This window comes from Nonlabens sp. Asnod3-H03 (assembly GCF_045063665.1).
Taxonomy (GTDB): domain Bacteria; phylum Bacteroidota; class Bacteroidia; order Flavobacteriales; family Flavobacteriaceae; genus Nonlabens; species Nonlabens ulvanivorans.
The window spans coordinates 1,055,844-1,081,722 of sequence record NZ_JBEFOD010000008.1; the positions used below are offsets into that span (position 1 = coordinate 1,055,844).

General features: G+C 36.0%; 19 protein-coding genes and 2 tRNA genes. 9 read left to right on the forward strand and 12 right to left on the reverse strand.

The window, feature by feature from the left end:
* Positions 1 to 17: 17 nt before the first annotated feature.
* Entirely contained in the window at positions 18 to 2,171 is a 2,154-nt protein-coding gene (locus ACJJVI_RS07955) for a S9 family peptidase (RefSeq protein ID WP_405351349.1), read from the reverse strand.
* A gap of 127 nt (positions 2,172 to 2,298) precedes the next feature.
* On the opposite strand from ACJJVI_RS07955, the gene ACJJVI_RS07960 reads away from it, so the two are divergent.
* The 4 genes from ACJJVI_RS07960 to ACJJVI_RS07975 all read left to right on the forward strand — a co-directional run bounded on the left by ACJJVI_RS07960 (position 2,299) and on the right by ACJJVI_RS07975 (position 6,206).
* Positions 2,299 to 3,612 carry a hydroxymethylglutaryl-CoA reductase, degradative gene (locus ACJJVI_RS07960; RefSeq protein ID WP_042245841.1) on the forward strand — a complete coding sequence of 438 codons (1,314 nt, stop codon included), beginning with the start codon at positions 2,299 to 2,301 and terminating at the stop codon, positions 3,610 to 3,612.
* 7 nt (positions 3,613 to 3,619) lie between these two features.
* Complete coding sequence (locus ACJJVI_RS07965; RefSeq protein ID WP_405351352.1) at positions 3,620 to 4,087, forward strand: DUF1572 domain-containing protein; 468 nt, start codon at positions 3,620 to 3,622, stop codon at positions 4,085 to 4,087.
* 53 nt (positions 4,088 to 4,140) lie between these two features.
* Entirely contained in the window at positions 4,141 to 5,079 is a 939-nt protein-coding gene (locus tag ACJJVI_RS07970) for a GYDIA family GHMP kinase (protein ID WP_405351353.1), read from the forward strand.
* Positions 5,080 to 5,186: 107 nt separating this feature from the next.
* Entirely contained in the window at positions 5,187 to 6,206 is a 1,020-nt protein-coding gene (locus tag ACJJVI_RS07975) for a hypothetical protein (RefSeq protein ID WP_405351355.1), read from the forward strand.
* 75 nt (positions 6,207 to 6,281) lie between these two features.
* On the opposite strand, the gene ACJJVI_RS07980 is transcribed toward ACJJVI_RS07975, so the two are convergent.
* The 11 genes from ACJJVI_RS07980 to gldJ all read right to left on the reverse strand — a co-directional run bounded on the left by ACJJVI_RS07980 (position 6,282) and on the right by gldJ (position 17,287).
* Entirely contained in the window at positions 6,282 to 8,396 is a 2,115-nt protein-coding gene (locus tag ACJJVI_RS07980) for a peptidylprolyl isomerase (RefSeq protein ID WP_042269667.1), read from the reverse strand.
* 146 nt (positions 8,397 to 8,542) lie between these two features.
* Complete coding sequence (locus ACJJVI_RS07985) at positions 8,543 to 9,811, reverse strand: hemolysin family protein (protein WP_042269669.1); 1,269 nt, start codon at positions 9,809 to 9,811, stop codon at positions 8,543 to 8,545.
* Entirely contained in the window at positions 9,811 to 10,017 is a 207-nt protein-coding gene (locus ACJJVI_RS07990; protein ID WP_042245854.1) for a hypothetical protein, read from the reverse strand. Before ACJJVI_RS07990 ends, ACJJVI_RS07985 begins: the two co-directional genes overlap by 1 nt.
* The gene (gene lptC, locus ACJJVI_RS07995; RefSeq protein ID WP_042269671.1) at positions 10,014 to 10,583 is read right to left on the reverse strand and encodes an LPS export ABC transporter periplasmic protein LptC; all 570 of its coding nucleotides are present in this window, start codon (positions 10,581 to 10,583) and stop codon (positions 10,014 to 10,016) included. Before lptC ends, ACJJVI_RS07990 begins: the two co-directional genes overlap by 4 nt.
* Positions 10,584 to 10,585: 2 nt before the next feature.
* On the reverse strand, positions 10,586 to 11,947 hold the full coding sequence (locus ACJJVI_RS08000; protein WP_042269751.1) for a hypothetical protein: 1,362 nt from the start codon (positions 11,945 to 11,947) through the stop codon (positions 10,586 to 10,588).
* Between the two features lie 19 nt (positions 11,948 to 11,966).
* Positions 11,967 to 13,217 (reverse strand): hypothetical protein, encoded by a 1,251-nt coding sequence (locus tag ACJJVI_RS08005; RefSeq protein WP_042245861.1) that lies wholly within the window; start codon positions 13,215 to 13,217, stop codon positions 11,967 to 11,969.
* A complete protein-coding gene (locus ACJJVI_RS08010; RefSeq protein ID WP_405351358.1) occupies positions 13,214 to 13,945 on the reverse strand; it encodes a type III pantothenate kinase in 732 nt (243 codons plus the stop codon). The genes ACJJVI_RS08005 and ACJJVI_RS08010 overlap by 4 nt, the downstream gene beginning before the upstream one ends.
* 13 nt (positions 13,946 to 13,958) lie before the next feature.
* A tRNA-Val gene (locus ACJJVI_RS08015) sits at positions 13,959 to 14,033 on the reverse strand.
* An 85-nt stretch (positions 14,034 to 14,118) separates the two neighbouring features.
* Positions 14,119 to 14,191, reverse strand: a tRNA-Phe gene (locus ACJJVI_RS08020).
* A gap of 83 nt (positions 14,192 to 14,274) precedes the next feature.
* Positions 14,275 to 15,528, reverse strand: coding sequence for a UDP-N-acetylmuramoyl-tripeptide--D-alanyl-D-alanine ligase (murF, locus tag ACJJVI_RS08025; RefSeq protein ID WP_405351360.1), 1,254 nt, complete (start codon positions 15,526 to 15,528; stop codon positions 14,275 to 14,277).
* Positions 15,529 to 15,595: 67 nt separating this feature from the next.
* The gene (gldJ, locus tag ACJJVI_RS08030) at positions 15,596 to 17,287 is read right to left on the reverse strand and encodes a gliding motility lipoprotein GldJ (RefSeq protein WP_036582295.1); all 1,692 of its coding nucleotides are present in this window, start codon (positions 17,285 to 17,287) and stop codon (positions 15,596 to 15,598) included.
* A gap of 244 nt (positions 17,288 to 17,531) precedes the next feature.
* On the opposite strand from gldJ, the gene porU reads away from it, so the two are divergent.
* From porU to ACJJVI_RS08055, 5 genes are all read left to right on the forward strand, one after another.
* Complete coding sequence (gene porU, locus ACJJVI_RS08035; RefSeq protein ID WP_405351362.1) at positions 17,532 to 21,323, forward strand: type IX secretion system sortase PorU; 3,792 nt, start codon at positions 17,532 to 17,534, stop codon at positions 21,321 to 21,323.
* Positions 21,324 to 21,367: 44 nt separating this feature from the next.
* The gene (gene porV / locus ACJJVI_RS08040) at positions 21,368 to 22,543 is read left to right on the forward strand and encodes a type IX secretion system outer membrane channel protein PorV (RefSeq protein WP_036582290.1); all 1,176 of its coding nucleotides are present in this window, start codon (positions 21,368 to 21,370) and stop codon (positions 22,541 to 22,543) included.
* Positions 22,544 to 22,548: 5 nt separating this feature from the next.
* A complete protein-coding gene (cdd, locus tag ACJJVI_RS08045; RefSeq protein ID WP_042269675.1) occupies positions 22,549 to 23,031 on the forward strand; it encodes a cytidine deaminase in 483 nt (160 codons plus the stop codon).
* Between the two features lie 141 nt (positions 23,032 to 23,172).
* Positions 23,173 to 24,171 carry a pyruvate dehydrogenase (acetyl-transferring) E1 component subunit alpha gene (gene pdhA, locus ACJJVI_RS08050; protein ID WP_036582284.1) on the forward strand — a complete coding sequence of 333 codons (999 nt, stop codon included), beginning with the start codon at positions 23,173 to 23,175 and terminating at the stop codon, positions 24,169 to 24,171.
* A 3-nt stretch (positions 24,172 to 24,174) separates the two neighbouring features.
* A complete protein-coding gene (locus ACJJVI_RS08055) occupies positions 24,175 to 25,806 on the forward strand; it encodes a pyruvate dehydrogenase complex dihydrolipoamide acetyltransferase (RefSeq protein ID WP_405351365.1) in 1,632 nt (543 codons plus the stop codon).
* Positions 25,807 to 25,879: the final 73 nt, after the last annotated feature.

The window sequence follows — 25,879 nt, forward strand, 5'->3', positions numbered from 1 at the left end:
AATTAAGATTAGTGTTATTAAAGGTTATTATGAATAAAGTTTGTCATCTTGTTGAATAAATGGATGCGTGTATTGCCTCCATAAATTCCGTGGTTTTTATCTGGGTAAATCGCCCAGTCAAATTGTTTGTTAGCCTGTACAAGAGCTTCAACCATGCGCATGGTGTTTTGTACATGTACATTATCATCTGCACTACCATGTATAAGTAGGTACTTGCCTTTGAGCTTATCTACATGACTCATCGGGCTATTGTTATCGTATCCACTTGCATTTTCTTGTGGTGTTGTCATATAACGTTCTGTATAAATGCTATCATAAAACCTCCAAGATGTAACCGGAGCAACTGCGATAGCAGTGCTAAAAGTATCATTACCTTGAAGAATACAGTTAGAACTCATAAATCCACCATAAGACCAACCCCAAATCCCTATTCTAGAACTGTCGATATAATCCATTGCGCCCATTTTTTTAGCTACCGCAATTTGATCTTCAACTTCATATTTACCTAACTCTTTTTGAGTCACTTTTTTAAAGTCGGCTCCTTTGTAGCCGGTACCTCGACCATCTACACATATTACTATATAACCGTCATTTGCTAGCATACTGTGCCAGTAATCATTTGCACCATACCAGCGATTGGCCACTTGTTGTGATCCAGGACCACTATATTGAAACATTAATAAAGGGTATTTCTTGCTAGGGTCAAAATTTGCAGGCTTCATAGTCCACATGTTCAAATCATTCCCGTTAATGTTGATTGTAGAAAACTCTTTTTGAGCAAACTTGTAATTATCAAGTTTATCTAATAATGCATTGTTATTTTGAATTTCTCGAACCTGCTCGCCTTTTTTAGAAGTATGTAAAGTATACATAGGTGGAGTAGTAGCGCTCGAGTAAGTGTTAATGAAATAACTGAAATCACTACTAAAAGAAGCACTGTTCGAACCTATTTGGTTCGACAACTTCGACTTTTTCTTACCTTTTAAAGAAATAGAATAAATTCCGCGATTAATACTTCCGTCTTCTGTACTTTGGTAAAAAATGCGCTTGTTTTTAGCATCATAACCGTAATAAGAAGTGACATCCCAATTACCCGTTGTGATTTGTTTTTTTTCATTTCCATTAGCATCATAGTGATAGATATGTCTCCAGTTGTCTTTTTCGCTGGTCCATAAAAAACTACCATCTTCTAGGAACGTTAAGTCATCAGTAACATCTACATAAGCTTTATCTTTTTCTGTAAATGCAATGCTAGCATTACCCGATTGGTCTACATAATAAAAGTCTAGTACATCTTGATGTCTATTCAATACTTGCGCCGCAAGTTTACCATTAGGCGAGTAATTAATTCTTGCAATGTAAAATTCTTCATTGCGATTTAAGTTAATTTTATTACGCTTTCGCGAAAGCAGATCATATACATGCAATCCTACTACGGCATTCTTTTCACCAGCTTTAGGGTATTTAAAAACGTCTTGTTTTTGATATAGTCCGTTACCATAAACATCCATAGAAAATTCTGGAACATCACTCTCGTCAAACGAGATAAAAGCGATTTGCTTACTGTCTGGACTCCATTGGTAAGCACGTACTATGGCAAATTCTTCTTCATAAACCCAATCAGAAACACCATTGATGAGTTTGTTGTCTATACCATCAGTAGTAACTTGAGTAGTTTTTCCTGAGGCTAAATCTTTGTAATAAATATTGTTCTCAAACACATAAGCCACTTTTTTACCATCTGGAGAAAGTGCCGGACTGCGCACCAACTCTTCACTAACGAGCGTCAATTCTTTAGAGTTCATGTCATAAACATGTACTTTATCATGTGAACTGTATCTAAAAATAGGTTGACTTTCTGAAACGATAAGCATTTGAGATTCATCATCACTTAAAGTGTAAGAACGAATCGGTAATTTAAGATCTATACTGCTTACTAACGTACCTGTTTTTTCACCAGTCGCATAGCTATATTTATCTATGGTTTGTGTACGATCGCGATTATAATTTAGGACAATGTACTCTTTTCCATTGTTTAAAGATTCCAAAGATTGTAAACCAGCCGTACGGAATTGACCTGTGTAAATATCTTCTACAGTAATGTTTTGCTGTGCAATCATCACTGAACTGGTCAATAAAAATAGGGCAGCAAAAAGTGTTTTCTTAATCATGTAATTGCAAAATGGGTTAAAGTATCAAGTATACAGAAAAAATCGCAAAAATCCCGCCGATTATTGCATTATCCTTAAACTAGGATTAACGCTTGTAATTGTATCTTTGTCTCTTAAATTTTTTTCAATGGATGCACCCGTAATCGGTTTTTCAAAACTCTCTAAAACAGAAAAAGTTAACTGGCTAGTAGATACTTATTTTGATGGTGATATCATAGCACATGATACGATAACACGTTACTGGAATCAGGACCAAAAACTACAAGAATTACATGATGGTTTTAGTGAGAATACGATTACTAATTACTATTTGCCGTTTGGACTAGCTCCTAATTTTTTAATTGATGGGAAATTGGTGACCATTCCCATGGCGATAGAGGAAAGTTCTGTGGTGGCTGCAGCAAGTAAAGCAGCTAAGTTTTGGTTAGAACGTGGTGGATTTAAAACTACTATAAAGTCGACGATAAAATCTGGTCAAGTGCATATTATGTACAAAGGTTTACATGGTGAGATGGATGCGTTTTACGCTTTCGCGAAAGCGGACTTACTACAATCTATCCAGTCCATAAATGCCAGTATGAAAAAACGCGGCGGTGGATTATTAGACGTACAATTGATAAACAAGACCGATGTGCTATCTGGTTATTATCAACTGCATGCTACTTTTGAGACAAAGGATGCGATGGGTGCAAATTTCATCAATACTACACTGGAGCAGCTAGCAAACACGCTAAGAGAAAAAGCAAATGAGTTTCAAGGGTTCTCACTGGGAATACCTGAAGTAATTATGAGTATATTAAGTAATTATGTGCCAGAATGTGTGGTGAATGTATCTGTATCGTGTAAAATTGATCAGATAGGAACAATTAATGGTGTGAGCGGTGCAGACTTTGCCCGTAAATTTACTCGTGCTGTAGATATCGCTACGGTAGAACCTTATCGAGCGGTAACTCACAATAAAGGGATTATGAATGGTATAGATGCTGTAGTGATTGCAACGGGTAATGATTTTAGAGCTGTTGAGGCAGGAGTGCATGCTTATGCGGCTAGAGATGGACAATATAGAAGTTTAACTAGAGCAAGAGTAGAAAACGATGTCTTTACTTTTGAAGCAGATTTTCCATTAGCCTTAGGTACGGTAGGTGGTCTCACATCGCTACATCCACTTTCTAAACTTGCCATGCAGATTTTAGAAAATCCAAGTGCGCAGGATTTAATGAAGGTAACTGCCGTTTGTGGACTGGCGCAAAACTTTGCCGCTTTACATTCACTTGTGACTACTGGAATACAGGCGGGACACATGAAAATGCATTTAGTGAATATGTTAGAACAAATAGGAGCAAATGATGATGAAAAGTTATTGCTCAAAAAAGCTTTTCAAGATAAGACACCTAGTTTCTCAGGATTGCGAGAAATGCTAGCAGATATAAGAAAAAAATAAAGAGGTTATGGCTAATTCAAATGTCCTTGCTGATCGCTTGAGAGAAGTTTTTCTCAATGGAATGTGGATTGCCAATACTAATTATAAAGACCAGTTAATAAGTCTAGACTGGCATGTTGCAATTACTGAATTACATTCATTTAATACTATAGCCGCACTTGCTCAACATATTCACTATTATATCGCAGGTGTTAAAAATGTATTTGCAAACGGTAGGTTAGAAATTAGTGATATATATAGTTTTGATTTTCCTGAAATCAAATCACAACAAGATTGGGATCGTTTTTTAAATCGGTTCTGGCAGGATTGTGAGGATCTAGCCTTGTATGTCGAGCGATTAACTGACGAGGAACTTAAAAAAGATTTTGTAGATCCTAAGTATGGTGATTTTTATAGAAATATCGATGCTATTATCGAGCATAGTTACTATCACTTGGGCCAAATAGTTTTAATTAAAAAAGCGCTAATCGATTAATAAGTATCAATAGTATTGCACTTTAAAGAAAACACAACGACAAATAAAAACAATTGAATAAAGAAGTCATCAAAAAGAAATATAGCGCTCATGGTAAATTCCTTATCACAGGTGAATATGTCGTGCTCGATAACGTATCTGCGCTAGCGATGCCTTTGAAGTTAAATCAGTATCTTAATATTAATTCTAGAAATGATGGTCAGTTCGCTTGGAAAAGCTATGACCATGATGGTAGTTTGTGGTTTGAAGCTACACTTGATTTAAATGTTTTGAAAAATCTAGACACTTTTAAATCTGATAATGCGGTTACAGTTAAACTTGTTGAGATTTTAAGAAAAGCAATAGAGTTGTATCCTCAAGCGCTGGATAAAATGGCTGATGGATTCAATGCAATCACGACATTAGATTTTAATCGAAAATACGGTATGGGAACTAGTTCTACATTAATTTCCCTTATAGCGCAATGGCTAGAATGTGATGCCTATATGTTACAGTTTGCTTGTTTCGGTGGTAGTGGATATGATATAGCTTGTGCTACTGAAAATAGTAGACTGATCTATAATTATAATAACGGGCTACCAATTGTTGAACCATTTGATTGGAATCCCACTATAATGGAATCTATTTTCTTTGTGTATCTCAACAGAAAACAAAATAGTAGAGACTCTATAGCACGTTTTGATAATTCATTAATTACGGATGAATTAAGGAAGGAATTGGATGAGATGCCACAAAGATTTAAGGATGCCTCTAATGATCTAGCTTACTTTAATGAGGTTGTCAATAGACACGAAGTTATCATTTCTAGTTTAATAGGATTAGAGCCAGTAAAGCAAAAGCTTTTTCCAGATTATACACAAGCTATAAAAAGTTTAGGTGGTTGGGGTGGCGATTTTATAATGTGCACTGGTGATATTGAAGAACGAGCTTATTTTAAATCTAAAGGATTTGAAATTGTTCTGGAATGGGATGATGTTGTTTCAGGAAATTGAAACTCAAATAAACTTAAGCTTGAGGCCTAGAGAATTGAATTGATTTTATAATATCTCGCCTTTTGCTTTGATAAGTAGTATATTTTTAAGGTTAAAAACACTTATCTATGAAAGCCATAAAGAAACTGCTGTTCTTACTTCTATTAAGTTATTCAGTTTTATTACATGCTCAAATCGAGTATCAGATAATAGATAACCAGTCTAAAGAGCCGATTTCAAATGTCCTAGTTTATTATGAGGATAATAGTATTTACTCAAATGTTGACGGTTCATTTTTTTTACCTGAAGAGTTAAAAGATGGGGAATTATATCTAGATGGTCTAGGTTATGAGGTCTTAAAAATAAAAGTGTCTGATATAGATGATTATCAGATTATTTTGATAAAAAAAGATCAGTTTCTAGATGCAGTCGTACTTAAAGGTGAACCTATAAAGACTAAGAAACTTAAGCAACCACCATCTAGAAAGAAACATTGGTTAGATGGTATGCCGCATTATCACGGGCAAGAATATGGGTTGTTTCTTATCAAGGAGAATGATAGAACTGATGTGAGGTTAACCCAATTAACAGTGCCAATTATTAAGAAAAATGCTGATTGGGAACAATCAAATGAATTGATGAAGAAAAAACCTGGCAAGAAATCATATCCTGTTAAAAGTAAAAGACTTGAAACTAATTTTTTGTTTCGCGTTCAATTTTATGAAATGCTTTCCGATTCTTCATTTGTAAAATTGAATTATCCTACTAAAGATTTTATAGTTTCAGGTAAGAAATTTAAGTATGAGTTGGATTACTCAAATGAGGAAATAGTATTTCCAGATAAAGGTATTCTTGTGAGTATATTGAATATGGGTCCTTGTGACGAAAATGGTGATATGCTTGCTATTCCTAGGTTTAAATATTTAAAGCGTAATGGAGATACCATTAAGACGATCAACAATATATATGATGTACCTTTAATTGCACTACATCCAAAAAAGAAGAATGAGTCTATTGATTATTTTCATTCTAGGTATTCCGATAAGGCTGAATGGAGAGAAGTATCGGAAAGACAATATCCCAGAACGATTGGTGGACCGATGAAACAATTAGGGTTAGGATACGAGTTAGAGATATTTTATTATTAATATAAAAAGGAATGAGTCATCAATAAAAAAAGCCACTCTTTGAGTGGCTTTTTTTAATATGCTGTAATCTGCTTTCTAGTAAAAAGTAGATCTATTATCTGTAATCTCTATAGACTTCTTAAGAGCCTCTACTAACTTAGATGTCGCCTGGTTTGCCGTACGATTAGCAACCTCATTAGCATCTGCTTTATAGCTTCCTAGATCTGGTGCGTTTTCAATTGCCGTTACTTTAACAACAAATACACCTTTTTCACCAGCAATAGGTTTTGAAGTTTCTCCTTCGGCAAGACCAAATGCAGTACCTACTACTTTAGGCTCTTCACCAACTCCTGGTATTGTAGGCGATTTACGATTAACAGCAGTTGCTGCTCTAGCATTTAAGCCTTGTGCAGATGCGATGTCATTGACTTCAGTTGCTGTAATTTGATCCATGATCATTTTTGCCTTCTTCTTGTTACGTAGGATAGGAGTAACAGTTGCGCTAGCTTCTTCAGCAGACATAAGCCCTGCTTCAGCTTTTCTAGTCAATTGCACGATTACATATCCTTCAGGAGTTTCAAAACGTTCTGTATCACCTATGTTTGTTCCTTCTTTAAAAGCCCATTGAACTACAGAACGGTTTCTCTGTAAGCCTGGTAAATTCTCATCCATTGCTTTTAAGTTTTTTACAGGCTTTACATCCAGTGTGAATTCTTTAGCAACTTCAGTAAAATCTTTTTCAGCAGCACCTTGTTGGAATTTTTGAGCATCAGTAAATAATTGCTTTCCAGTCGCTTTAGAAGCTTCTACTTTCTTTGCAATAGTCGCTATTTTAACAGCTTCAGTTGGTGCTTTAGTGTCTTGTATATGGATAATGTGGTAACCGAAAGAGCTTTCTGATATACCTACAGAACCTTTATCATTTTCAAAAAGAAATTTTGTGAATCCAGGCGCAAAGTTTCTAGCATTTCCAGAGTAAACTACCCAACCTATGTCTTCACCTTTAGCTACTTCAGTATTCTCGTTGAAGTAGTCCCACTTAGCATTAAACTTACTATTACTTTGACCTATTGTTGCAAAAATACTGTCTGCTACCTTTTTTGCATCTTCTTTTGATCGTGTAGAAGCTGAACGCGTTGCACCAGCATATGCGACAAGGATGTGTTTAGTTTGAACACTATCCATGATTGTTTTCTTGTCTTCAAGACGTGATATTTTCATGTATTCACCATCCTCATAAGGACCATAAGTAGATCCTTCTTCTAAAGCAGCTATAGCTTTTGCGGTTGCTGGTAACTTAGAAGTTAATAAATAAGAGCCGTCATATGGCAGGTCAGATTGAGAATTTACAAACGTTTCTACGTCTTCCACAGTGTTAAGACCTTGGTATGTTTCGGTTCTGTTAGTATTTTCGCTAAACTCTTCATAAGAGCTTAATAGCTTAGTCATATCAGATTTCATGGCTGCTTTATCTGCCTCAGAAGCTTTGTCTTCAAATACTACATATTGAATGTCGCGTTGTGCTTCAGACTTAAACTTAGATTCGTTCTTTGCGATATAAGAAGATATCTCAGATTTTGAAATTTCTACTTCTGAATCTGCAATGCTGGTGTAAGGTATGTTTACAAAAGTAAAGCTACGATTATCATTTGCCAGGCGATATTCCATTTCTCCTGACGCCTGTGTGCCAATAATACCAGATTTTAAAAGATTAAAGAATTGAGTTTGCTTAGACTGATCTGCTGCATTCTCAACATCCTGCAACCATAATTGGTAACGTTCTGGTTGATTATTTTTTAAGTCTGCAACAAATGTGTTCATTTTAATTTCAGAGAACTGTCCGTTTTCATCTAAGAAAATAGGAGCATTTGCATACATGCTTTTTACTTGATTCTTCACAGCCTCGTCAGATACTTCAATACCTGCTTCGTTGATTTGCATGTTTAAAACAGCATCTCTAACCTCTGCATCCCATACGCTATTTACTGCTTGAACGGTAGATGTCCCAGCGCCACGTTGTTGCATTGTCGCCTCAACTCTACGAGCAAATGCTTCTCTGTCTAGCTCAGTACTTCCTACTGATCCTAATGAAGACGCCTTTGCAGCACCGTTAGAGGTCAGTAAACCTTGAATAATAAATGCAAATAATGCAAGAGCGATTACTAGAATAAGGATTAATCCTTGTGATCTGATTTTACCTAATATGGCCATCTTAAATGGGTTTAATTTTAAAGTGTCGGCGAAAATAGTGTTTTCCCTCTAATAATTAAAGCTTAAACGGTGCTTTATAGCAGTAAGTTGGGTGATAAATATGCTTTCGCGAAAGCGTATTCTCAAACGCTCGATAACTCCTTAACTTATTCCTTGTCTAAAATCTCTAATTCAACAAGGTCAATCTTGTTATTTGAGGTCTCAAGAATCGTGAATTTGTATTGTTCAATAGTGACAATGTCACCTTCTGTAGGGATACCTTCAGTTTCAAATACAATGAGTCCACCTAGTGTCTCGTATTGTTCGTTTTCTGGTAGGTCTAGTTTGTAGTTCTCATTGATGGTGTCTACCTCTAATCTAGCACTGAATTTAAATTCTGTATCACTAATTTGAGTGTCGATTAGAGTATCAGAATCATGCTCATCTTCAATTTCACCAAAGAGCTCTTCAACAATATCTTCTACGGTTATTAATCCAGATGTACCACCGTATTCATCTAATACAATGGCAATACTTTTACGTCGTTTCATTAATAGATTAAGAACGTCTTTTGCAAGCATAGTCTCTGGGACGTTTATAACACTGCGCACGATGCTGTTTAAATCATCGGGAGATTTAAATAAATCAAAACTGTGTACGTATCCAGTAATGTCATCGATGGTTTCATGATGAATTAAAATCTTTGAAAGCCCAGTATTTACAAATTTTTTGTTTAGTTCTTTAATGTCAATATCTTGTTGTACTGAGATCATTTCTGTACGTGGCACCATTACTTCACGAGCTTTAACAGCAGAGAAGTCTAATGCGTTTTGAAATATCTGAATTTCAGTATCCACTTCATCCTGTTCTTGAGCGCTTTCCATTTGTTCGGTAATGTAATTACCTAGTTCAATTTTTGAAAATGATAACTGTATATTATCACCATTAGATTTAAAAAATATGCGCAGGAAAAAATCAGATATTTTTATGCAAATCCAAGATACCGGAGTGAATAATAGGTAAAATATATAAGCTGGTAGCGCAAAGAATTTTAGTAATTCGTTAGAGTAAATTTGAAAAAATACTTTAGGAAGAAATTCAGCAGTTAGTAAGATGACTAAGGTGGAAATGATGGTTTGAACGACTAATTGCAAGCTTTCTGTCAGTTCTAGGTGCGGTATAATAAGCTCTTCTGTAACTAAATCTCCCATATATAATCCATAGACAACAAGCGCGATACTGTTGCCTATTAGCATGGAGATAATGAACTTTGATGGGTGAGCTGTAAGATTGCGCAAAACTCGACCTATAAAGTCTTCTTGACGTTTTTCTAGCTCTATGTGTATCTTATTAGAAGATACATATGCTATTTCCATACCTGAGAAAAAGGCGCTAAGAACTAGCATGGTGAATATAATCAGTACCGCTGTAAGCATTATTTTGAATCGCTGTTATTATTGCGATTATCAAATTTACTGATATATCTTCTCCTAAAGAAAAACATGAATAAGACTAATGCAGCCATTGCCCATAATACATAAGCCATGTTAGGATTCTCTTCAAGTTCATAAAAACCGCGAACTAAAAAGAATCCAGCAAAAATTAGATAAGCGTATTGGAAGTATTTAAAGAATTTTGTCATTTTTTCAAAGGTGTTCTGTAAAACTGGTCGTTATTATCTCGTACAGTTATTTTATTGTACTCTTCATCTGCGTCGAGCATGGTGCCAGATGTTGATGCGTTTTTAAGTTGGGTAGAAAATGACTGATCAGTAAAAATCCACTTTGCAGTTTGATCCCAGTAAAGTTGTTCTCCGTGAAAAGTATTTCCGTCATGATTGACTATAGTCACATTTCCTTTCAAATCTACTAAATCTGATTCACTATACATAATAGCATAGTCTGCAGTTATATGGGTTTCTAGTACGCTGTCTTTTTTATGTTCATAAACGACGACATGAATGCCGTCAGGGAACTCTGTGTAAGGATAAATATCGTTAGAGAAATCTAACATAGTTTCACCGCTCATTTTCACTTTAATTAATCCGCTATCAGTATGTTTAAGAAGCATTTCTTTTACTTCTCCCATAGGCTCATTAGATGCGATTTGCATTTTTTGAATAGCCTTTAAATTATCATCACAGGATAAAACACAAATCACGGCCATAGCCGTGATTGTAATTTTTAATAAGTGAATAAGTTGTTTCATTCTTAAGGTATTCTTACAGAATCTCCAACCCAACAGTTAAATCTAATAGTGTCACCAGAATTGTAAGCTTTCTCCATGAAAATCTCAGATTTTTGTGGAGCTCTACCTCTGTAACTAGCTGCAGTCTTTGCTGCTGTAGATTTTAAACTTGCGTCTACACTTCCTGCTTTATCAGCATAACGTGCCGCTAGCCAATTCACAGCTCTTTTTTCAAATGGAGTAGTACCACAGCTGTTTGCACTGCTAGCAACTAGGTTTGCAATTCTTAAGAAAGGTAATCCAAAAGAAGGTTTTGCAGCATTAGAGGCAAGATATTCTTTCTTTGCACTACCATATTGACCTTTACCTTTAAAGATTTCAGCTTTCTTGTAGTGAATTCTTGATTTTGTATCATTATCAGCACCTAGTTCAATCGCTTGATCCCAGTATTGAAATTTTTCCGATTGAGTAGTTGCTATGTTCCCTAGTCCGTAAGCGGTCTTCCAACTAGGCTTTAATACATGTAAAGCTTTTACTGATCTTACATATAAAGGTGCATCCGTACAATCTTTACTTTGCAATCTTCTTAATACATTACCTAACCATTTCTCATCGCTTTGCTGTGAGTCAAAATCTTGCTCATATAAAGGGATTAGTTTATCACAATCTGCTAATTGTCCTAGTGTACCATTAACACTCTTGTTAACTATGTTGTAGTTTTTCAAGTTTTTTTCTTGATTAACAATAGTTTTTTCTTCTTTTTCAGTTAATGAACCTTCAGTTTCTTTTTTGTCAAGTAATTGTTGAATAACTGTAGAACGCTCATCTTGTACTTGTGCTATTCTTTCAGTTAAAGCATCATAAGTATCAAATAACTTCTGAAGATCTATTTTACTTGATTTGTATTCTTTCTCTGCTAACTTGAAGTAGGTAATCATTCCGTTAGGGTCTGTAAAGTTGTCTGGATCTTTTGTGAAAACATCTTCTAACATCATGTATTGATTAGACTGCTCACCAATTCCGTACTTATACATTTTACTAGCCATTTCAATTTTTTTCTTACTAGTATTTACCTTATCACCAAATTTTGTGATTTGAGCGTTTAGCATATCAATTAATCCTTGAGCATTTGCTCCTTCATCACCTATTTTTTTTCTTAAACGGTGTTCATAAATTATTTCACCATATTGATAAATGGCTGCACTAGCATCTGGACAATTAGTTACTAAGTCTCCAAGTTGCTTATAGGCTTCGTCATAATTTTTTGCTTTTGCATTTTCTGCAAATATGCTCAACATGACATTACAGTCTCCTGCTTCTTGCGCTTTCGCGAAAGCGATACTGATAACAGCAACAAAAGTTAAAAATGTAGTTTTAAGGTTCATAATACTTAATTTATCGTTCTTAATTATATTTTCTTTTCTGGAACCACCTGTCATTTAAAGATAACCCTAGGGAAATGCTAAAGAAGTCTTCTTTAACTAAACCATTTGATGTAGTTCCTCTTTGACCGTATTCTAATCCAATATTTACATTAGAAAACGCGCTAGTTTGTCCTACAGGTATTCCTATTCCAAAAGACATGCCAAACTCAGTTATGTCTTGTCCGTTCAATTGTAATCCGGTTTCTTCATAACGTAATCCTGCTCGATAGGTTGCTCTTTTCCAGTAATTAGAGATGCTATTGTAGTCAGGTATAAAATATCCACCTATTCTATACGATGCAGCATCGGTAAATGTCGCTGAAGCTGGCGCAAATGAACGATTAGTAGTGCTGCTAGTCCCTTGTAACGTATACTCTGCTGCTGCAAACCATTTTAATCGCTCTCCTACACCTAGGCCTAAGGATATTTCAGATGGTAGTTTAAATTTCGTACGAGGCACATCGACGTCCTGTGTGTTTACAATAACTTCTGCAGAAGGTCCGGTAAGTACAATAGTTGATAAAATTCGATTATTATCACCGGTAATGTTGCTTTCAGGTGAAAAAGTAGCGCTTGCTTGCATGATATATTTTTCACTAATATTACCATTGTAATGTAGACCGAAATTATATGAAACGCCACTAAAGTCGGTTTCATTAACTTCATTGGAGCCAAATTGTACGTCTGCTAGAACAACACTTGAAGAATTGATTTCTTCTCCAAAATTATACCTCAATTCTCCACCTATGTTAAGACCTTTTATTAACTGGTAGCCTAAGCCGAAGTATGCTCTATTAAGACTTCCTTCACCTTTAAAGTTGGTGTAAATTTCATCTGTTAATGTTCCTAACTCATATCCGACTGATTGAAAAGGTATAAGTCCAAATCCGAATGCTGCTTTTTTACCTAGAGGTACACCAATACTTATGTATTCTATAGTTGTATTGTCGTAAGTTTCTTTTGCTGTATTTGTTTCAGCCCATGTTTCAGTATGGACAGCTCCTACGGTGTAGGTAGTCAGTCTCAAGTTACCGTAAGAAGCAGGATTTCGTAAGTTCACATGTATACTGTCACTGTATGTTCGAATTCCTCCCATACTGCGATTTTCAATTGTGCCTTTAAATGTTTGTTGACCTAAACCAAAGAAGGAATAGGGAGATGAAGTACGCTGTTGTGCCATTCCTGTAAAGCAAGTACATGCCACTAAAACGATTAAAATACTTCTGATCATAAGTCTTTATTAAATTGATATAAATAATAGATGCCCTCGAGCATCAAAAAAGGCGTGGCAAAGAAACGGCTTTTTAGTTGAGTTGACAATAGTTGAGCGTCTCCACCGGTCATAAAAACTTTAATGTCTTTGTTTTTTTGTTCGTACTGTCTAATGCAGCCTTTTATTTCTTGTGCTAAACCATTAATAACACCACTGTGAATGCTTGTTGTGGTAGAATTGCCAATGAAGTTATCTATAGTTTGTGCAGTTAATAACGGAAGGTTTGCTGTAAAATTATGAAGTGATTCATAACGTAATCTTAAACCTGGTGAAATTGCACCGCCGTGATAGTTTAAATTCTTATCAATGTAGTCATAAGTCACGCAGGTCCCTGCGTCAATTATTAAGCAACTTTCTTCTTTTTCAATTCTCGAAATGGCTCCAGATACTAGTGCTATTCTGTCATTTCCTAAAGTTGTTGATTGATACAGATTTGTAAAAGGTAGTTTAATGTGGTTCTCAATCTTGAAAACAGACACTAGCTTTTCTAACTGTTTGATTTTGTCTAGATTGATTCTACCTACTTGGCATAGGGCTGCGTTTTTTATTTGCGGAAATTGTGTAATAACACTTTTACAATCATTAATGAAATCGATCTCAGTTGTTCTCTTGTAAGAAATGATTTTATAGTTATCCGTTGCAGCGATTTTAATCGAAGTGTTGCCTATGTCTATAACTAATATCATAAATATAAAGTTGTGTGAAATACTGGATTCGAACCAGTGACCTTTACGATGTCAACGTAACGCTCTAAACCAACTGAGCTAATCCCACATTTTAAGGTGATAAATATAAACTGACTTTGTAATAATAAAGTTATAGAAAACAAAAAAGGCTGTCTAAAACAGACAGCCTTTTGTGGTACCTCCAGGAATCGAACCAGGGACACATGGATTTTCAGTCCATTGCTCTACCAACTGAGCTAAGGTACCTTTTGCTCTAAAGCGGTGGCAAATTTACATAATTTTATTTTTGTAAAAAGCTTTTTGCTAATTATTTTCATTTTTTTTTAAATCTACTTAATTTTCTCTAATATCCGTTCTAATGCCATGCCTCTAGATCCTTTTATAAGTAGTACAGATTCTTGTGTTTTGTCAATGTTAAACTGCTTATTGAAATTCTCGAGGTTTTCAAATAATTGAGCTTGTTCACAGTTTACTTTTGAAAAGGCCTCACCAATTAAATAAGTTTGGTCTATTTGAAGCTGTTGTGTTAACTCAGCAATATTTTGATGTTCTGTCGTCGAGTATGTCCCCAATTCAAACATATCGCCCAGAATGGCTATTTTTTTACGTTCTGATTGTTTACTTAGGTTTTTTAAAGCAACAACCATGCTGCTAGGGTTTGCATTGTATGCGTCTAGTATTATTTTAAGTTTTCCTTTTTGTATGATCTGAGATCTATTGTTATTAGGTGTGTAATGAGCGAGCCCTTTTATTATGTTAGTCGTACTCATGTTAAAAATCTGACCTACTGCAGCAGCGAGTAGCATGTTGTGATAATTGTATTCACCTACTAACTGTGTGTCGCATTGTTTGCCTTCAAATTCTAGACTGATGTAGGGCTCAGCTTTGATAAGCTTACTATCGCTACTTGTTAAAAAACGCTCGATTCCTTTAGATCTTTTTAATTGTTCTTTGTCCCAGTGACCTACAATGGCTGTTTTGCTATGTTTTCTCAAGTGTTCAAACAATTCGCTTTTGCCTATTCTTATATTTTCTTCACTACCGAAACCTTCTAAATGTGCTTTACCATAATTAGTTATCAAGCCATAATCGGGTAAGGTGATGTTAGAGAGAGTTTCAATTTCTTTTAAATGATTAGCTCCCATTTCTACAATACCTATGTCTGTAGACTCATTAAAACTTAAAAGAGTTAATGGAACGCCTATATGATTATTAAGGTTGCCTGCAGTTCCTTTAACATTAAATTGCTGGTGCAAAACTGATATGATTAACTCTTTGGTTGTTGTTTTTCCATTGCTACCTGTTAGAGAGAGAATGGGTATGTTTATTTTTTTTCTATGGTAAGTTGCTAATTGTTGTAGGTTTTTTAAAGTGTCTTTTACAACAGTGACTCTAGAATCGTTCTCCCATTTCAGGTCACTGGAAACTGCATGGATAGCTCCTTTGCTTAAAGCTTGTTCTACATAGGTATTACCGTCGAAGTTCTCCCCTGATAAAGCATAGAATAATTGACCGTCAATTATCTTACGAGTATCAGTCTGAACGCCATTGCTGGTTAAGAATATTTGGTATAATTCCTTCATAAAAGTAATGCATAAAAAAAGCCCTTAAAAATAAGGGCTTCTTTTTAATTTATAAAGATTCGCAGAATTAATTACGAGGTCTTTTGTTTTTCTTTGATTTAGAACCTACACGTGACATTGCGCATCGGAAACCTAGGTCATCTTTTGCCATGTCTTGTGGATAGAATCTGCGGGATGCAGGATCTAACCAATAAGCTCTATCTCTCCATGAACCACCTTTGATAACACGAACTTCATTATCGATAAGTGTTGTACGAGTGTTTTCTTGATCGTATTGTCTGTCTAAGGTACCTAAGGAATCAGAGTCCACTGTATGCAATGGAGAATCATACATTCTTTTGTTATCTTCTAATTGATCAGTGTTGTCAAAATACTTAGAAGAACGACGGTCACCATCACGGAAGTCACGGTTGTCACTTCTGTCAAAGTTTGTTCTTAAATAAGTTTCGTTTTCATCAACTTCTACCTGTTGGATTTCACCAGGTAATGCTCTAGCAATAGTTTTACCATTACTTAAAGTGTCATAAACGATTGAGTCAGCTTCTACGACAGCAATCATACCATCAGCTCCAATTTTATTTTTTGTGTATTGGTTACCACGATAGTAATTAAAGTCATTAAATTCATCATCAACGATAGGACGATAAACATCAGCTACCCATTCAGATACGTTACCGGCCATGTCGTATACACCAAATTCATTAGGTTCATAAGTCATAACTTCAGCAGTAATATCTGCTCCATCATCACTCCATCCTGCGATACCACCATAATCTCCATCACCTTGCTTAAAGTTTGCCATGTGGTCTCCACGAGTTTGTCTCTTACCGCTACGAGTATACTGACCATCCCACGGGTATTTCTTTCTACCACGATAAGCGTTATATTCTCTTTGAGAAACTTCAGCAAGTGCTGCATATTCCCATTCTGCTTCTGTAGGTAGTCTGTATCCAGGTAAAATAATACCGTCTTTACGAGTTACGTAAAGTCCAGATGCCTCGCCGCCACCTTCACCTTGCTTTGCAGCTTTTTGTGTTTTTCTTTTTTCTAATGATTCACTTCTTTTACCTCCACGAGTCTTTTCGTCATCTCCTCCATAAGCTAGAGTAGGCGCATTTAAATAGGTCTCAGTGCTGAATGTAGATCCAGCTTCTTGATTAGCTAAAGCGTCTTTAGACGTAAATCCTTCTTGATTAAGAATTAATTCATTTACACGATCCGTTCTCCATTCTGAAAATTCAACAGCTTGAATCCAAGTCACACCTACTACTGGGTAGTTTTGGTATGCAGGGTGACGTAAGTAATTCTTAGTCATCTCTTCATTGAATCCTAAACGGTTTCTCCATACTAGAGTGTCAGGTACCGCACCATTGTAAATATTACGATATTCTTCATCTTCTGGAGGGAATACACCTTTTATCCAATCTAGCATCTCAAGATACATACCATTAGTAACTTCAGTTTCGTCTATATAGAACGACTGAACGTGTTGCTGGTTAGGAGTGTTGTTCCAATCATGCATAGGATCATCTTTTACACGTCCCATTGTGAATGTTCCTCCTTCAACAAATACTAATCCTGGTCCAGTTTCCTGCTCCTTGTATTTAGTATTTAATTCAAAACCACCGTTTTTACCGGTAACGTCCCATCCAGTTCCTCGAGATGTGCTAGAATAATCGTTTCCACCACCACCACAGCTCACTAGTGCCACACCAGCGATTAGTGTAAATACTGCTTTTAATGCAAAGTACTTCTTCATTTTAAGATATTATTTTGAAAAATGTCTCGCAATATAACAACTTCGGAGAAAACCAAAAGCATAAATTGTTAATATTCCCATTACATTTGTCGTTCCATGTTTTTAAACGAGCTTGAATGCCGTTTATTTCATGAGTGTTCACATTTTTTTAAGTTTTTATTTTTTATACTAGATTTTATAAATAGACGTTATCGGTTTGATGAGATATTTTTTTTTAATAATTGTTAGTTTTCCCCTTTTACTAATGGCTCAAGGCCAGAAAGAAGAGTTGAAATGGCAGCCTGCTTTAAAACAGTCGATTGGTGATTACACGGTTTTAGTTCCGTATTTTGAAAATGGATATCAGTTTAATGGTTCTCAAATTTGGTTTTCTAAGTCTGTTGAGACTTCATCTTTGGTTAATGAATCAAGTTTGGTTTTAGAGAATTTACAAACAGAGGTCTTATCAAACAGTGAACTTGCAGATCTTGATAAAGAATTTATTGTTGATGGATTGCAGTATAGTTTAAGAAATGCGCTTTCGCGAAAGCGTAATTATGCACAAATAAGAGTGTCTCCTATATTCAAGGATGGAAATCAATATCGTAAGGTTGTATCTTTTACTCCATTTTTTACAGATGGAGAACCAATATTTACTACTAAATCTACTAATTATGGGAACTCTTTACTTACATCAGGTGAATGGTTCCGCTTTAAAGTGGAGAATACGGGTGTGCATAGAATCACCAGGTCTTTTTTAAGTAGCCTAGGTATAAATGTGAGTGATATTGATCCTCGTACGATTAAAGTTTATGGAAATGGTGGTCCATCATTGCCTTTAGTAAATTCTCAAACTGTGGCTTATGATCCTGCGGAGATTGCAATTAGTGTGCGAGGTGAAAATGATGGTAGTTTTGATAATGGTGATGAGATTTTATTTTATGCCACGGCCGCTAACTCTGAATATGTCCTGGAAAACGATAGTCATATTAATCCTTATATAGATGAATCATTTTATTATATAACTATAAGTTCAGGTAATGGTAAACGTATTTTGCCTTTTGTACAACCTATGGGTGCTCCTGCAATTACCTATGATTATTTTCAGGCTAGACAGCATCATGAAATTGATGAAAGAAATATAGGGCAAATAGGTCGCATATGGTATGGTGAACGTTTTGATTTTGAGCCAGAACAGACTTTTGAATTTGAATTTAACAATGTGATAGGTTCTAGACCAGCAAGTTTAAAAGTAGTGACAGGTGCCATATCAGATATTGGTAGTTCTTTTACTTGTGAGGTTAATGGCGTGTCTGCGGGAACTATAGGTCATTTTGGTTTAGCAGGTGTTAATACTTTGGTTTCAAGAAGAGGACAATTGATTGCAAATAATATTAATGTTTCTAGTGATGATGTTGATGTGAAAATTACTTTTGATAATTCTGGAAATCCTGGTGCCGAAGGCTATCTAGATTATATAGAGTTAGAGGTGCCTCAATCTTTAGTAGGGATAGGTGAGTCTTATAGGTTTAGAAATACGGAAGCTGCTTTACAGCCTGGAGTTGTGCAATTTCAATTTTCTAACGCTACTAGCATTTCTGAAGTTTGGAATATATCAGATCCTTATAATGTCACGACCGTTTTGAACAATACTAGTGATGCTAATTTTTCTTTTGTAGATAGCGGTGGTGAGGTAAAGGAATACATTGTCGTGGATAATAATGATTTTTTTAACCCTATCTCAGTTTCAAATAGACGAGTAGCAAATCAGAACTTGAAAGGAACCATTTTTATTGATAGCAACGGAAATTTTAAGGATATAGATTATTTAATTATTACTCCATCATTTCTTGAAAGTGAAGCCCAAAGACTTGCAAATTACCACATTACTTCTAGTAACTTAAATACTAAAGTTGTGACTCTTTCAGATATCTATAATGAGTTTTCTGAAGGAGAACAGGATATTGCAGCAATCAGAAATTTTGTAAAATATGTTTATGATAATGCTTCTAGCCCTGCAAATAGAGTGAAGTATTTAAATATGTTTGGTGACGCTAGTTTTGATTATAAAAACCGTATTTCTGTAAGAGAAAATATTGTGCCTTCATTTCTAACGGCTGAGGCCACGTCACTTACACAGTCTTATGTGACAGATGATTTTTTTACATACATGAATCCTAATGAAGGAAATGTAGCTACTAATAACTTGATGGATCTGGCGGTAGGACGTATGATTGTTACCGATATCACAGAAGCGAGGGAAATGGTTGATAAAGTTGTAAGCTATACTGCGCAGCCAGCTTTTGAAAGATGGCGCAATGATGTTGTGTTAATAGGAGATGATATCGATGATCCGCAAACAGATAGTAATCTTCAGGTTAATGTAAATGATCTTGCTGATCAAATAGAATTGAACAGGCCAGATTATAATGTGCGTAAAATAATGATGGATAGTTATCAGCAATTGAGTACAGCTGGTGGTTTTAGGTATCCAGACGTAGAGGAAGCTGTGAAAAATGCTTTTGAAAGAGGTTCGTTAGTGATTAATTATTTTGGTCATGGGAATGAAGATGGCCTTGCTCAAGAGTTTATTGTGACACAGTCATCTGTTGAAAATTTACGTAATCCAAATAATTTACCGTTGTTCATAACTGTTACTTGTGAGTTTACAAGATTTGATAATCCTTTAAGACCTAGTGGTGGGGAAAAAGTATATCTTAATCCAGATGGTGGTGCGATAGGTTTAGTAGCTACTAATCGATTAATCTTTATTTCTACTGGAGTCACCTTAAATCGTACTCTAGATCAATATTTGTTTTCATATAATAACGCACAAGCTATTTCAATGGCCGAATCTCTTAGGCTTGCCAAAGTAGATCCGGCGCTTAATAATGATGCAACCAGAAGAGTTGTTGCGTTTATAGGTGATCCAGCCTTAAAACTTGCAATACCAGATCCTAATGTTGTATTAACTGCCGTTAATGGAAATCCTATAGCAAGTAATACTGATGTGTTAAGAGCGCTAGATCCTGTTGTGTTAAGTGGAGAGGTGCACGATTTACAGGGGAATTTAATACCTAATTATAATGGTGAGGTTTCAGTGACTGTTTTTGATAAAGAAATTGATCGCACTACCTTGGGGAATGATGATGCTAGAGATTCGACGGGTCAATTAATTCTTTTAGATTTTAAGCAGCAAGGCGAGGTTCTTTTTAGAGGTCAGGCTACGGTAACAAATGGTGTTTTTGATGTAAATTTTGTAATGCCGCTCGATACTCAGGTTCCTATAGGTAATGGTAGGATCTCTTTTTATGCAAAAAGGGATGGTGTTCAAGAAGATAAAAATGGTTATAACTTAGATGTTCGCATAGGTGGAGTTAATACAGCCGCTCCTGCCGATGATATAGGTCCTGAGATTGACTTGTATATGAATGATACTAATTTTGTAAATGGTGGAATTACAGATGAAAATCCATTTATTTTAGCTTTTTTAAGTGATGATAATGGGATTAACACATCTAGTGGTATAGGTCATGATATTACTGCAACATTAGACGGTAATGATGTAGATCCCTTTATACTCAATGATTATTATGAGGCAGACGTAGATAACTTTGCTCGTGGTCAGGTTTATTTTCCACTTAGAGATTTAGAGCCTGGATTGCATACCTTAAAATTAAAAGCTTGGGATACCTACAATAACTCTGCAGAACAAGAAATACAATTCATTGTTGCAGAAAATGACGGTATTAAACTAGAACGGGTCCTTAATTATCCTAATCCATTTACTACTTATACAGAGTTTTGGTTCAATCATAATAAGCCATTTGAGCCATTAAATGTTCAAATACAAGTAATGACCATTTCTGGGAAAGTTATTTGGAGTAAGAATCAGTCTGTGACGACGACTGGTTTTACCTCTAGAGAAATTACATGGGATGGTACAGACGATTTTGGCCAGCGATTAGGAAAAGGTGTCTATATTTATAAGATAACAGTAAAGTCTACGTTATCTAATCAGCAAACCAGTAAGGTGGAAAAGCTGGTGATATTGTAACTCGTAAGGATTAACATATATTTGTTTCAGATTAATAAGCATTGATGAAAAAAGTTTTTTTAGTATTTATCGCTTTAGTTTTAGCGGTGCCTAGCATAAGTAACGCTCAAGATAACGATACAAGAGTAATAACCACAGCACTACCATTTTTAAGAATTGCTGGTGATGCACGTTCTGCCGGTTTAGGTGATATGGGTGTTGCCACCAGTCCAGATGCATGGTCCCAACAATGGAATCCATCCAAATACGCATTCGGGTTACGAGAGCATAAATTTGGGGTTGCATACACTCCTTATTTAGGGAATCTAGTGAACGATATTGCGATTGCACAATTAGTTTATGCAAATCGTATTAATGATAATAGTGCCTTTGCAGGTAGTTTAAGGTACTTCAGTTTAGGAAGTATTACTTTAAGACAAGATCAAAATGATCCTGGACGTGAAGAAAGTCCTAACGAGTTCGTATTAGATGGTACCTATTCATTGAAACTTTCTGAGCAATTTGCACTTGCAGTAACAGGTCGTTTTTTAAGAAGCGATTTGAGAATACAAGGTGTGGATAGTGATGCAAGCGCAGCAAATAGCTTTGGTGTTGATATATCAGGTTATTATCAATCAGAAGAATTAGCTCTGGCAGATTTTAATGGACGCTGGAGAGGTGGATTTAATATATCTAACATCGGTCCTAAAGTTTCTTACGATGAAGGTGGACAAGAAAATTTCATACCAACCAATCTTGCATTAGGTGGTGGATTCGATTTTATCCTTAATGACGGTTTTAGTAAGATAGGAGTAACTGCTGAGGTTAATAAACTTTTAGTTCCTACACCGCCGATAAGGGAAGATGGAGATGATAATAATAACGGTGTTTCTCGCGAGATTATCTCAGGGCAGGATGACGATGTAACTTTTATTAATGGTATTTTTCAATCTTTTGGTGATGCACCAGGTGGTTTTAGTGAAGAGCTTAGAGAATTTACATGGGCATTAAGCGCAGAGTATACTTATGACGACAGTTTTGCGTTAAGAGCAGGTTATTTTAATGAAGCAGATGATAAAGGAGCTCGTAAATTTCTAGCCATGGGCGCAGGATTTGAGTTTTCTTCAATCGGTATCGATTTATCTTACTTGTTCTCTACTAGTCGTGTAAGAAGTCCTTTAGAAGGTACACTTAGATTTGGCTTGACCTTCAATTTTGGAGACGAGTATACAGAATACTAGATCATTTGAAAAAAATAGAAATCCATACTACGCTAGAGGCTTACGATGATATGTCTGAGCTTGATAGTAACGTGCAGTCTTTAATGCAGCAATCCATTACAGCACGTCATAATGCATATGCCCCATATTCAAATTTTACGGTAGGGTGCGCGATTTTACTTGAGAATGGAAAAGTTATTACAGGTAATAATCAAGAAAATGCCGCTTACCCATCAGGCCTTTGTGCAGAGCGAGTAGCTATCTATGCAGCAGGTGCTCAATATCCTGGCGTGGCGATTAAAATGATGGCGCTTACAGCAAGTCCTATTGATGATTCTCTTACTGTTCCTGTACCACCATGCGGTGCTTGCAGACAGGCTATTGCAGAATATGAAAACAGACAACAAGATTCTATTCCTATATATTTTATGGGAGCTTCAGGCACTATTGTGAAGTCAGATTCCCTTAAAGATTTACTACCACTTATCTTTGATAAGAGCTATCTATAACGTTTTCGGACATTTTTAACCCTTCAATAGGTTTTTCATTACCCTTTTTTGGTCTATTTTTGCTTTGAGCTGTGAAAGTTAAGTAGTACTATTGTTGTATTAATTCGCTTTCGCGAAAGCGCACTTAAAACAACCACTTAAATGAAAAAAGTCACTAAAGACGTACTTCTCAATTGGTATGAGGAGATGCTTTTCTGGAGAAAGTTTGAAGATAAACTAGCACAAGTTTACATACAACAGAAAGTTCGTGGATTCCTTCACCTTTACAATGGACAAGAAGCAATTCTTGCCGGTTCTCTGCACGCGATGGACCTTACTAAGGATAAAATGATTACTGCTTATCGTAATCACGTACAACCTATAGGTATGGGAGTAGATCCTAAAAGAGTCATGGCAGAGCTTTATGGAAAAGCAACGGGTACCTCACAAGGATTAGGTGGATCAATGCATATTTTTTCAAAAGAGCATCGTTTCTATGGTGGTCACGGTATTGTAGGAGGACAAATTCCTTTAGGTGCTGGTATTGCCTTTGGAGATAAATACCATAATGTAGATGCGGTAACACTGACCTTTTTTGGTGATGGCGCAGCACGTCAAGGTTCTTTACATGAGGCTTTCAATCTAGCAATGTTATGGAATTTACCGGTAGTTTTCTGTGTGGAAAACAATGGGTATGCGATGGGAACAAGTGTTGAAAGAACAGCAAACCATACTGATATCTGGAAATTAGGTTTAGGTTATGAAATGCCGTGTGGACCTGTAGATGCGATGGATCCAGAAAAAGTTGCAGAAGCAATGTCTGAAGCAATAGAAAGAGCTCGTTCTGGTGGTGGACCAACTTTCTTAGAATTAAAAACATATAGATATAGAGGTCACTCGATGAGTGATGCACAGCACTATCGTACCAAAGATGAAGTAGCTGAATATCAAAAAATAGATCCTATTACTCAAATAAAAGACCGATTGATGAAAGATCACGGTGTTACTGAGGAAGAGATAAAAGAAATGGGGAAAAGAGTAAAATCTCGCGTTGCAGAATGTGAGAAGTTTGCTGAGGACTCTCCTTACCCAGATAAAAGCGTTATGTATGACGCTGTTTATGAGCAAGAAGATTATCCATTTTTACCATCAAAATTATAATTCATGGCAGAGATTGTAAACATGCCACGATTGAGCGACACCATGGAAGAAGGTGTAGTTGCAGCGTGGTTGAAAAACGTAGGTGATAAGGTTGAAGAAGGTGACATCCTTGCTGAAATTGAAACCGATAAAGCAACTATGGAATTTGAATCATTCCAAGAAGGTGTTTTGTTGCATATAGGTGTTCAAGAAGGAGAAACGGCTCCAGTAGATCAGTTGCTTTGTATCATAGGTGAAGAAGGAGAAGATATCTCTGGACTGCTTAGTGGAGAAGCTAGTACTGCCTCTAATGACGCAGCTGCTGAAAAAGAAGAGTCTGATGAATCAAAGACTTCTTCTAGTAAAGAATCTAATTCTGATAATGAACTTCCTGAAGGCGTAATTATTATAAATATGCCTCGCCTTAGTGATACCATGGAAGAAGGAACGGTAGCATCATGGTTAAAAGCTGAAGGCGATGCTGTTGAAGAAGGTGATATTCTTGCAGAGATTGAGACCGACAAAGCGACCATGGAATTTGAATCTTTCAATGCAGGTACATTATTAAAAATAGGAATTCAAGAAGGTAAAACGGCAAAGGTTGATGCCTTGTTAGCAATCATTGGTCCTGCAGGTACAGATGTTTCTGGAATAAATATCGATGCGAGCGCAAAAGCGGCAGCTCCTAAAAAAGAAGAGAAAAAAGAAGTTAAGAAAGAAGAGAAAAAAGAAACTTCTAAGGTGTCAACGCCAGCTTCATCGAGTTCAAACACTAGCTCAAATTCAAGTTCAAACTCTTCAGGAAGAATTTTTGCTTCTCCACTTGCTAAGAAAATGGCTGAAGATAAAGGAATTGATCTTAATCAGGTTTCTGGTTCTGGTGAAAATGGACGTATAGTAAAAAGCGATATAGAGAACTTTAAACCTAGTGCAGGTGGAAGTGCTTCTGCCAGTTCATTTGTTGCGGTTGGTACAGAAACTTTTGAAGAAGTTCCTAATTCACAAATGCGCAAAACGATTGCAAAGCGTTTGGGTGAGTCTAAGTTTACTGCACCACATTACTATCTAGGTTTAGATCTAGATATGGATAATGCAATTGCTAGTAGAAAAGCTATTAATGAATTGCCGGACACTAAAATCAGCTTTAACGATATGGTAATTAAAGCGGCAGCAATGGCGTTAAGATTACATCCTAAAGTAAATACACAGTGGACTGATAAAAATACAATTATTGCAAAGCATATTCACGTTGGTGTTGCTGTAGCGGTAGATGATGGGCTTCTTGTTCCTGTATTGCCATTTGCAGATCAGATGAGTATGCAACAAATAGGAGCAAAAGTAAGAGAGCTTGCTGGTAAGGCACGTAATAAAAAATTACAACCTGCAGAAATGCAAGGAAGTACATTTACAATCTCTAATTTAGGAATGTTTGGTATTACAGAGTTTACTTCAATCATTAATCAGCCTAATAGTGCAATCATGTCCGTAGGAGCTATTGTGCAAAAGCCAGTCGTGAAGAATGGTCAGATTGTAGTAGGTAATGTGATGAAAATTACACTGGCATGTGATCATAGAACGGTAGATGGTGCAACAGGCGCAGCATTTTTACAGACGTTTAAATCGTATATAGAAAACCCTATAGTGATGTATGTATAACATCAACTAATATTTATGGAAAAGCCGAATCGAGAGATTCGGCTTTTTTGTTTCTAGGATTGAAATGATTGTT

What these genes read in the sequence shown, in the direction of transcription:
- ACJJVI_RS07960 (WP_042245841.1), top strand. Translation starts at nt 2,299, where the DNA reads ATGGATGCACCCGTAATCGGTTTTTCAAAACTCTCTAAAACAGAAAAA.
- porU (WP_405351362.1), top strand. Translation starts at nt 17,532, where the DNA reads ATGGCTCAAGGCCAGAAAGAAGAGTTGAAATGGCAGCCTGCTTTAAAA.
- ACJJVI_RS07990 (WP_042245854.1), bottom strand. Translation starts at nt 10,017, where the DNA reads ATGACAAAATTCTTTAAATACTTCCAATACGCTTATCTAATTTTTGCT.
- lptC (WP_042269671.1), bottom strand. Translation starts at nt 10,583, where the DNA reads ATGAAACAACTTATTCACTTATTAAAAATTACAATCACGGCTATGGCC.
- porV (WP_036582290.1), top strand. Translation starts at nt 21,368, where the DNA reads ATGAAAAAAGTTTTTTTAGTATTTATCGCTTTAGTTTTAGCGGTGCCT.
- ACJJVI_RS08055 (WP_405351365.1), top strand. Translation starts at nt 24,175, where the DNA reads ATGGCAGAGATTGTAAACATGCCACGATTGAGCGACACCATGGAAGAA.
- ACJJVI_RS07975 (WP_405351355.1), top strand. Translation starts at nt 5,187, where the DNA reads ATGAAAGCCATAAAGAAACTGCTGTTCTTACTTCTATTAAGTTATTCA.
- ACJJVI_RS07955 (WP_405351349.1), bottom strand. Translation starts at nt 2,171, where the DNA reads ATGATTAAGAAAACACTTTTTGCTGCCCTATTTTTATTGACCAGTTCA.
- ACJJVI_RS07980 (WP_042269667.1), bottom strand. Translation starts at nt 8,396, where the DNA reads ATGGCCATATTAGGTAAAATCAGATCACAAGGATTAATCCTTATTCTA.
- gldJ (WP_036582295.1), bottom strand. Translation starts at nt 17,287, where the DNA reads ATGAAGAAGTACTTTGCATTAAAAGCAGTATTTACACTAATCGCTGGT.
- murF (WP_405351360.1), bottom strand. Translation starts at nt 15,528, where the DNA reads ATGAAGGAATTATACCAAATATTCTTAACCAGCAATGGCGTTCAGACT.
- ACJJVI_RS07965 (WP_405351352.1), top strand. Translation starts at nt 3,620, where the DNA reads ATGGCTAATTCAAATGTCCTTGCTGATCGCTTGAGAGAAGTTTTTCTC.
- ACJJVI_RS08005 (WP_042245861.1), bottom strand. Translation starts at nt 13,217, where the DNA reads ATGATCAGAAGTATTTTAATCGTTTTAGTGGCATGTACTTGCTTTACA.
- ACJJVI_RS08010 (WP_405351358.1), bottom strand. Translation starts at nt 13,945, where the DNA reads ATGATATTAGTTATAGACATAGGCAACACTTCGATTAAAATCGCTGCA.
- ACJJVI_RS08000 (WP_042269751.1), bottom strand. Translation starts at nt 11,947, where the DNA reads ATGAACCTTAAAACTACATTTTTAACTTTTGTTGCTGTTATCAGTATC.
- pdhA (WP_036582284.1), top strand. Translation starts at nt 23,173, where the DNA reads ATGAAAAAAGTCACTAAAGACGTACTTCTCAATTGGTATGAGGAGATG.
- ACJJVI_RS07985 (WP_042269669.1), bottom strand. Translation starts at nt 9,811, where the DNA reads ATGCTTACAGCGGTACTGATTATATTCACCATGCTAGTTCTTAGCGCC.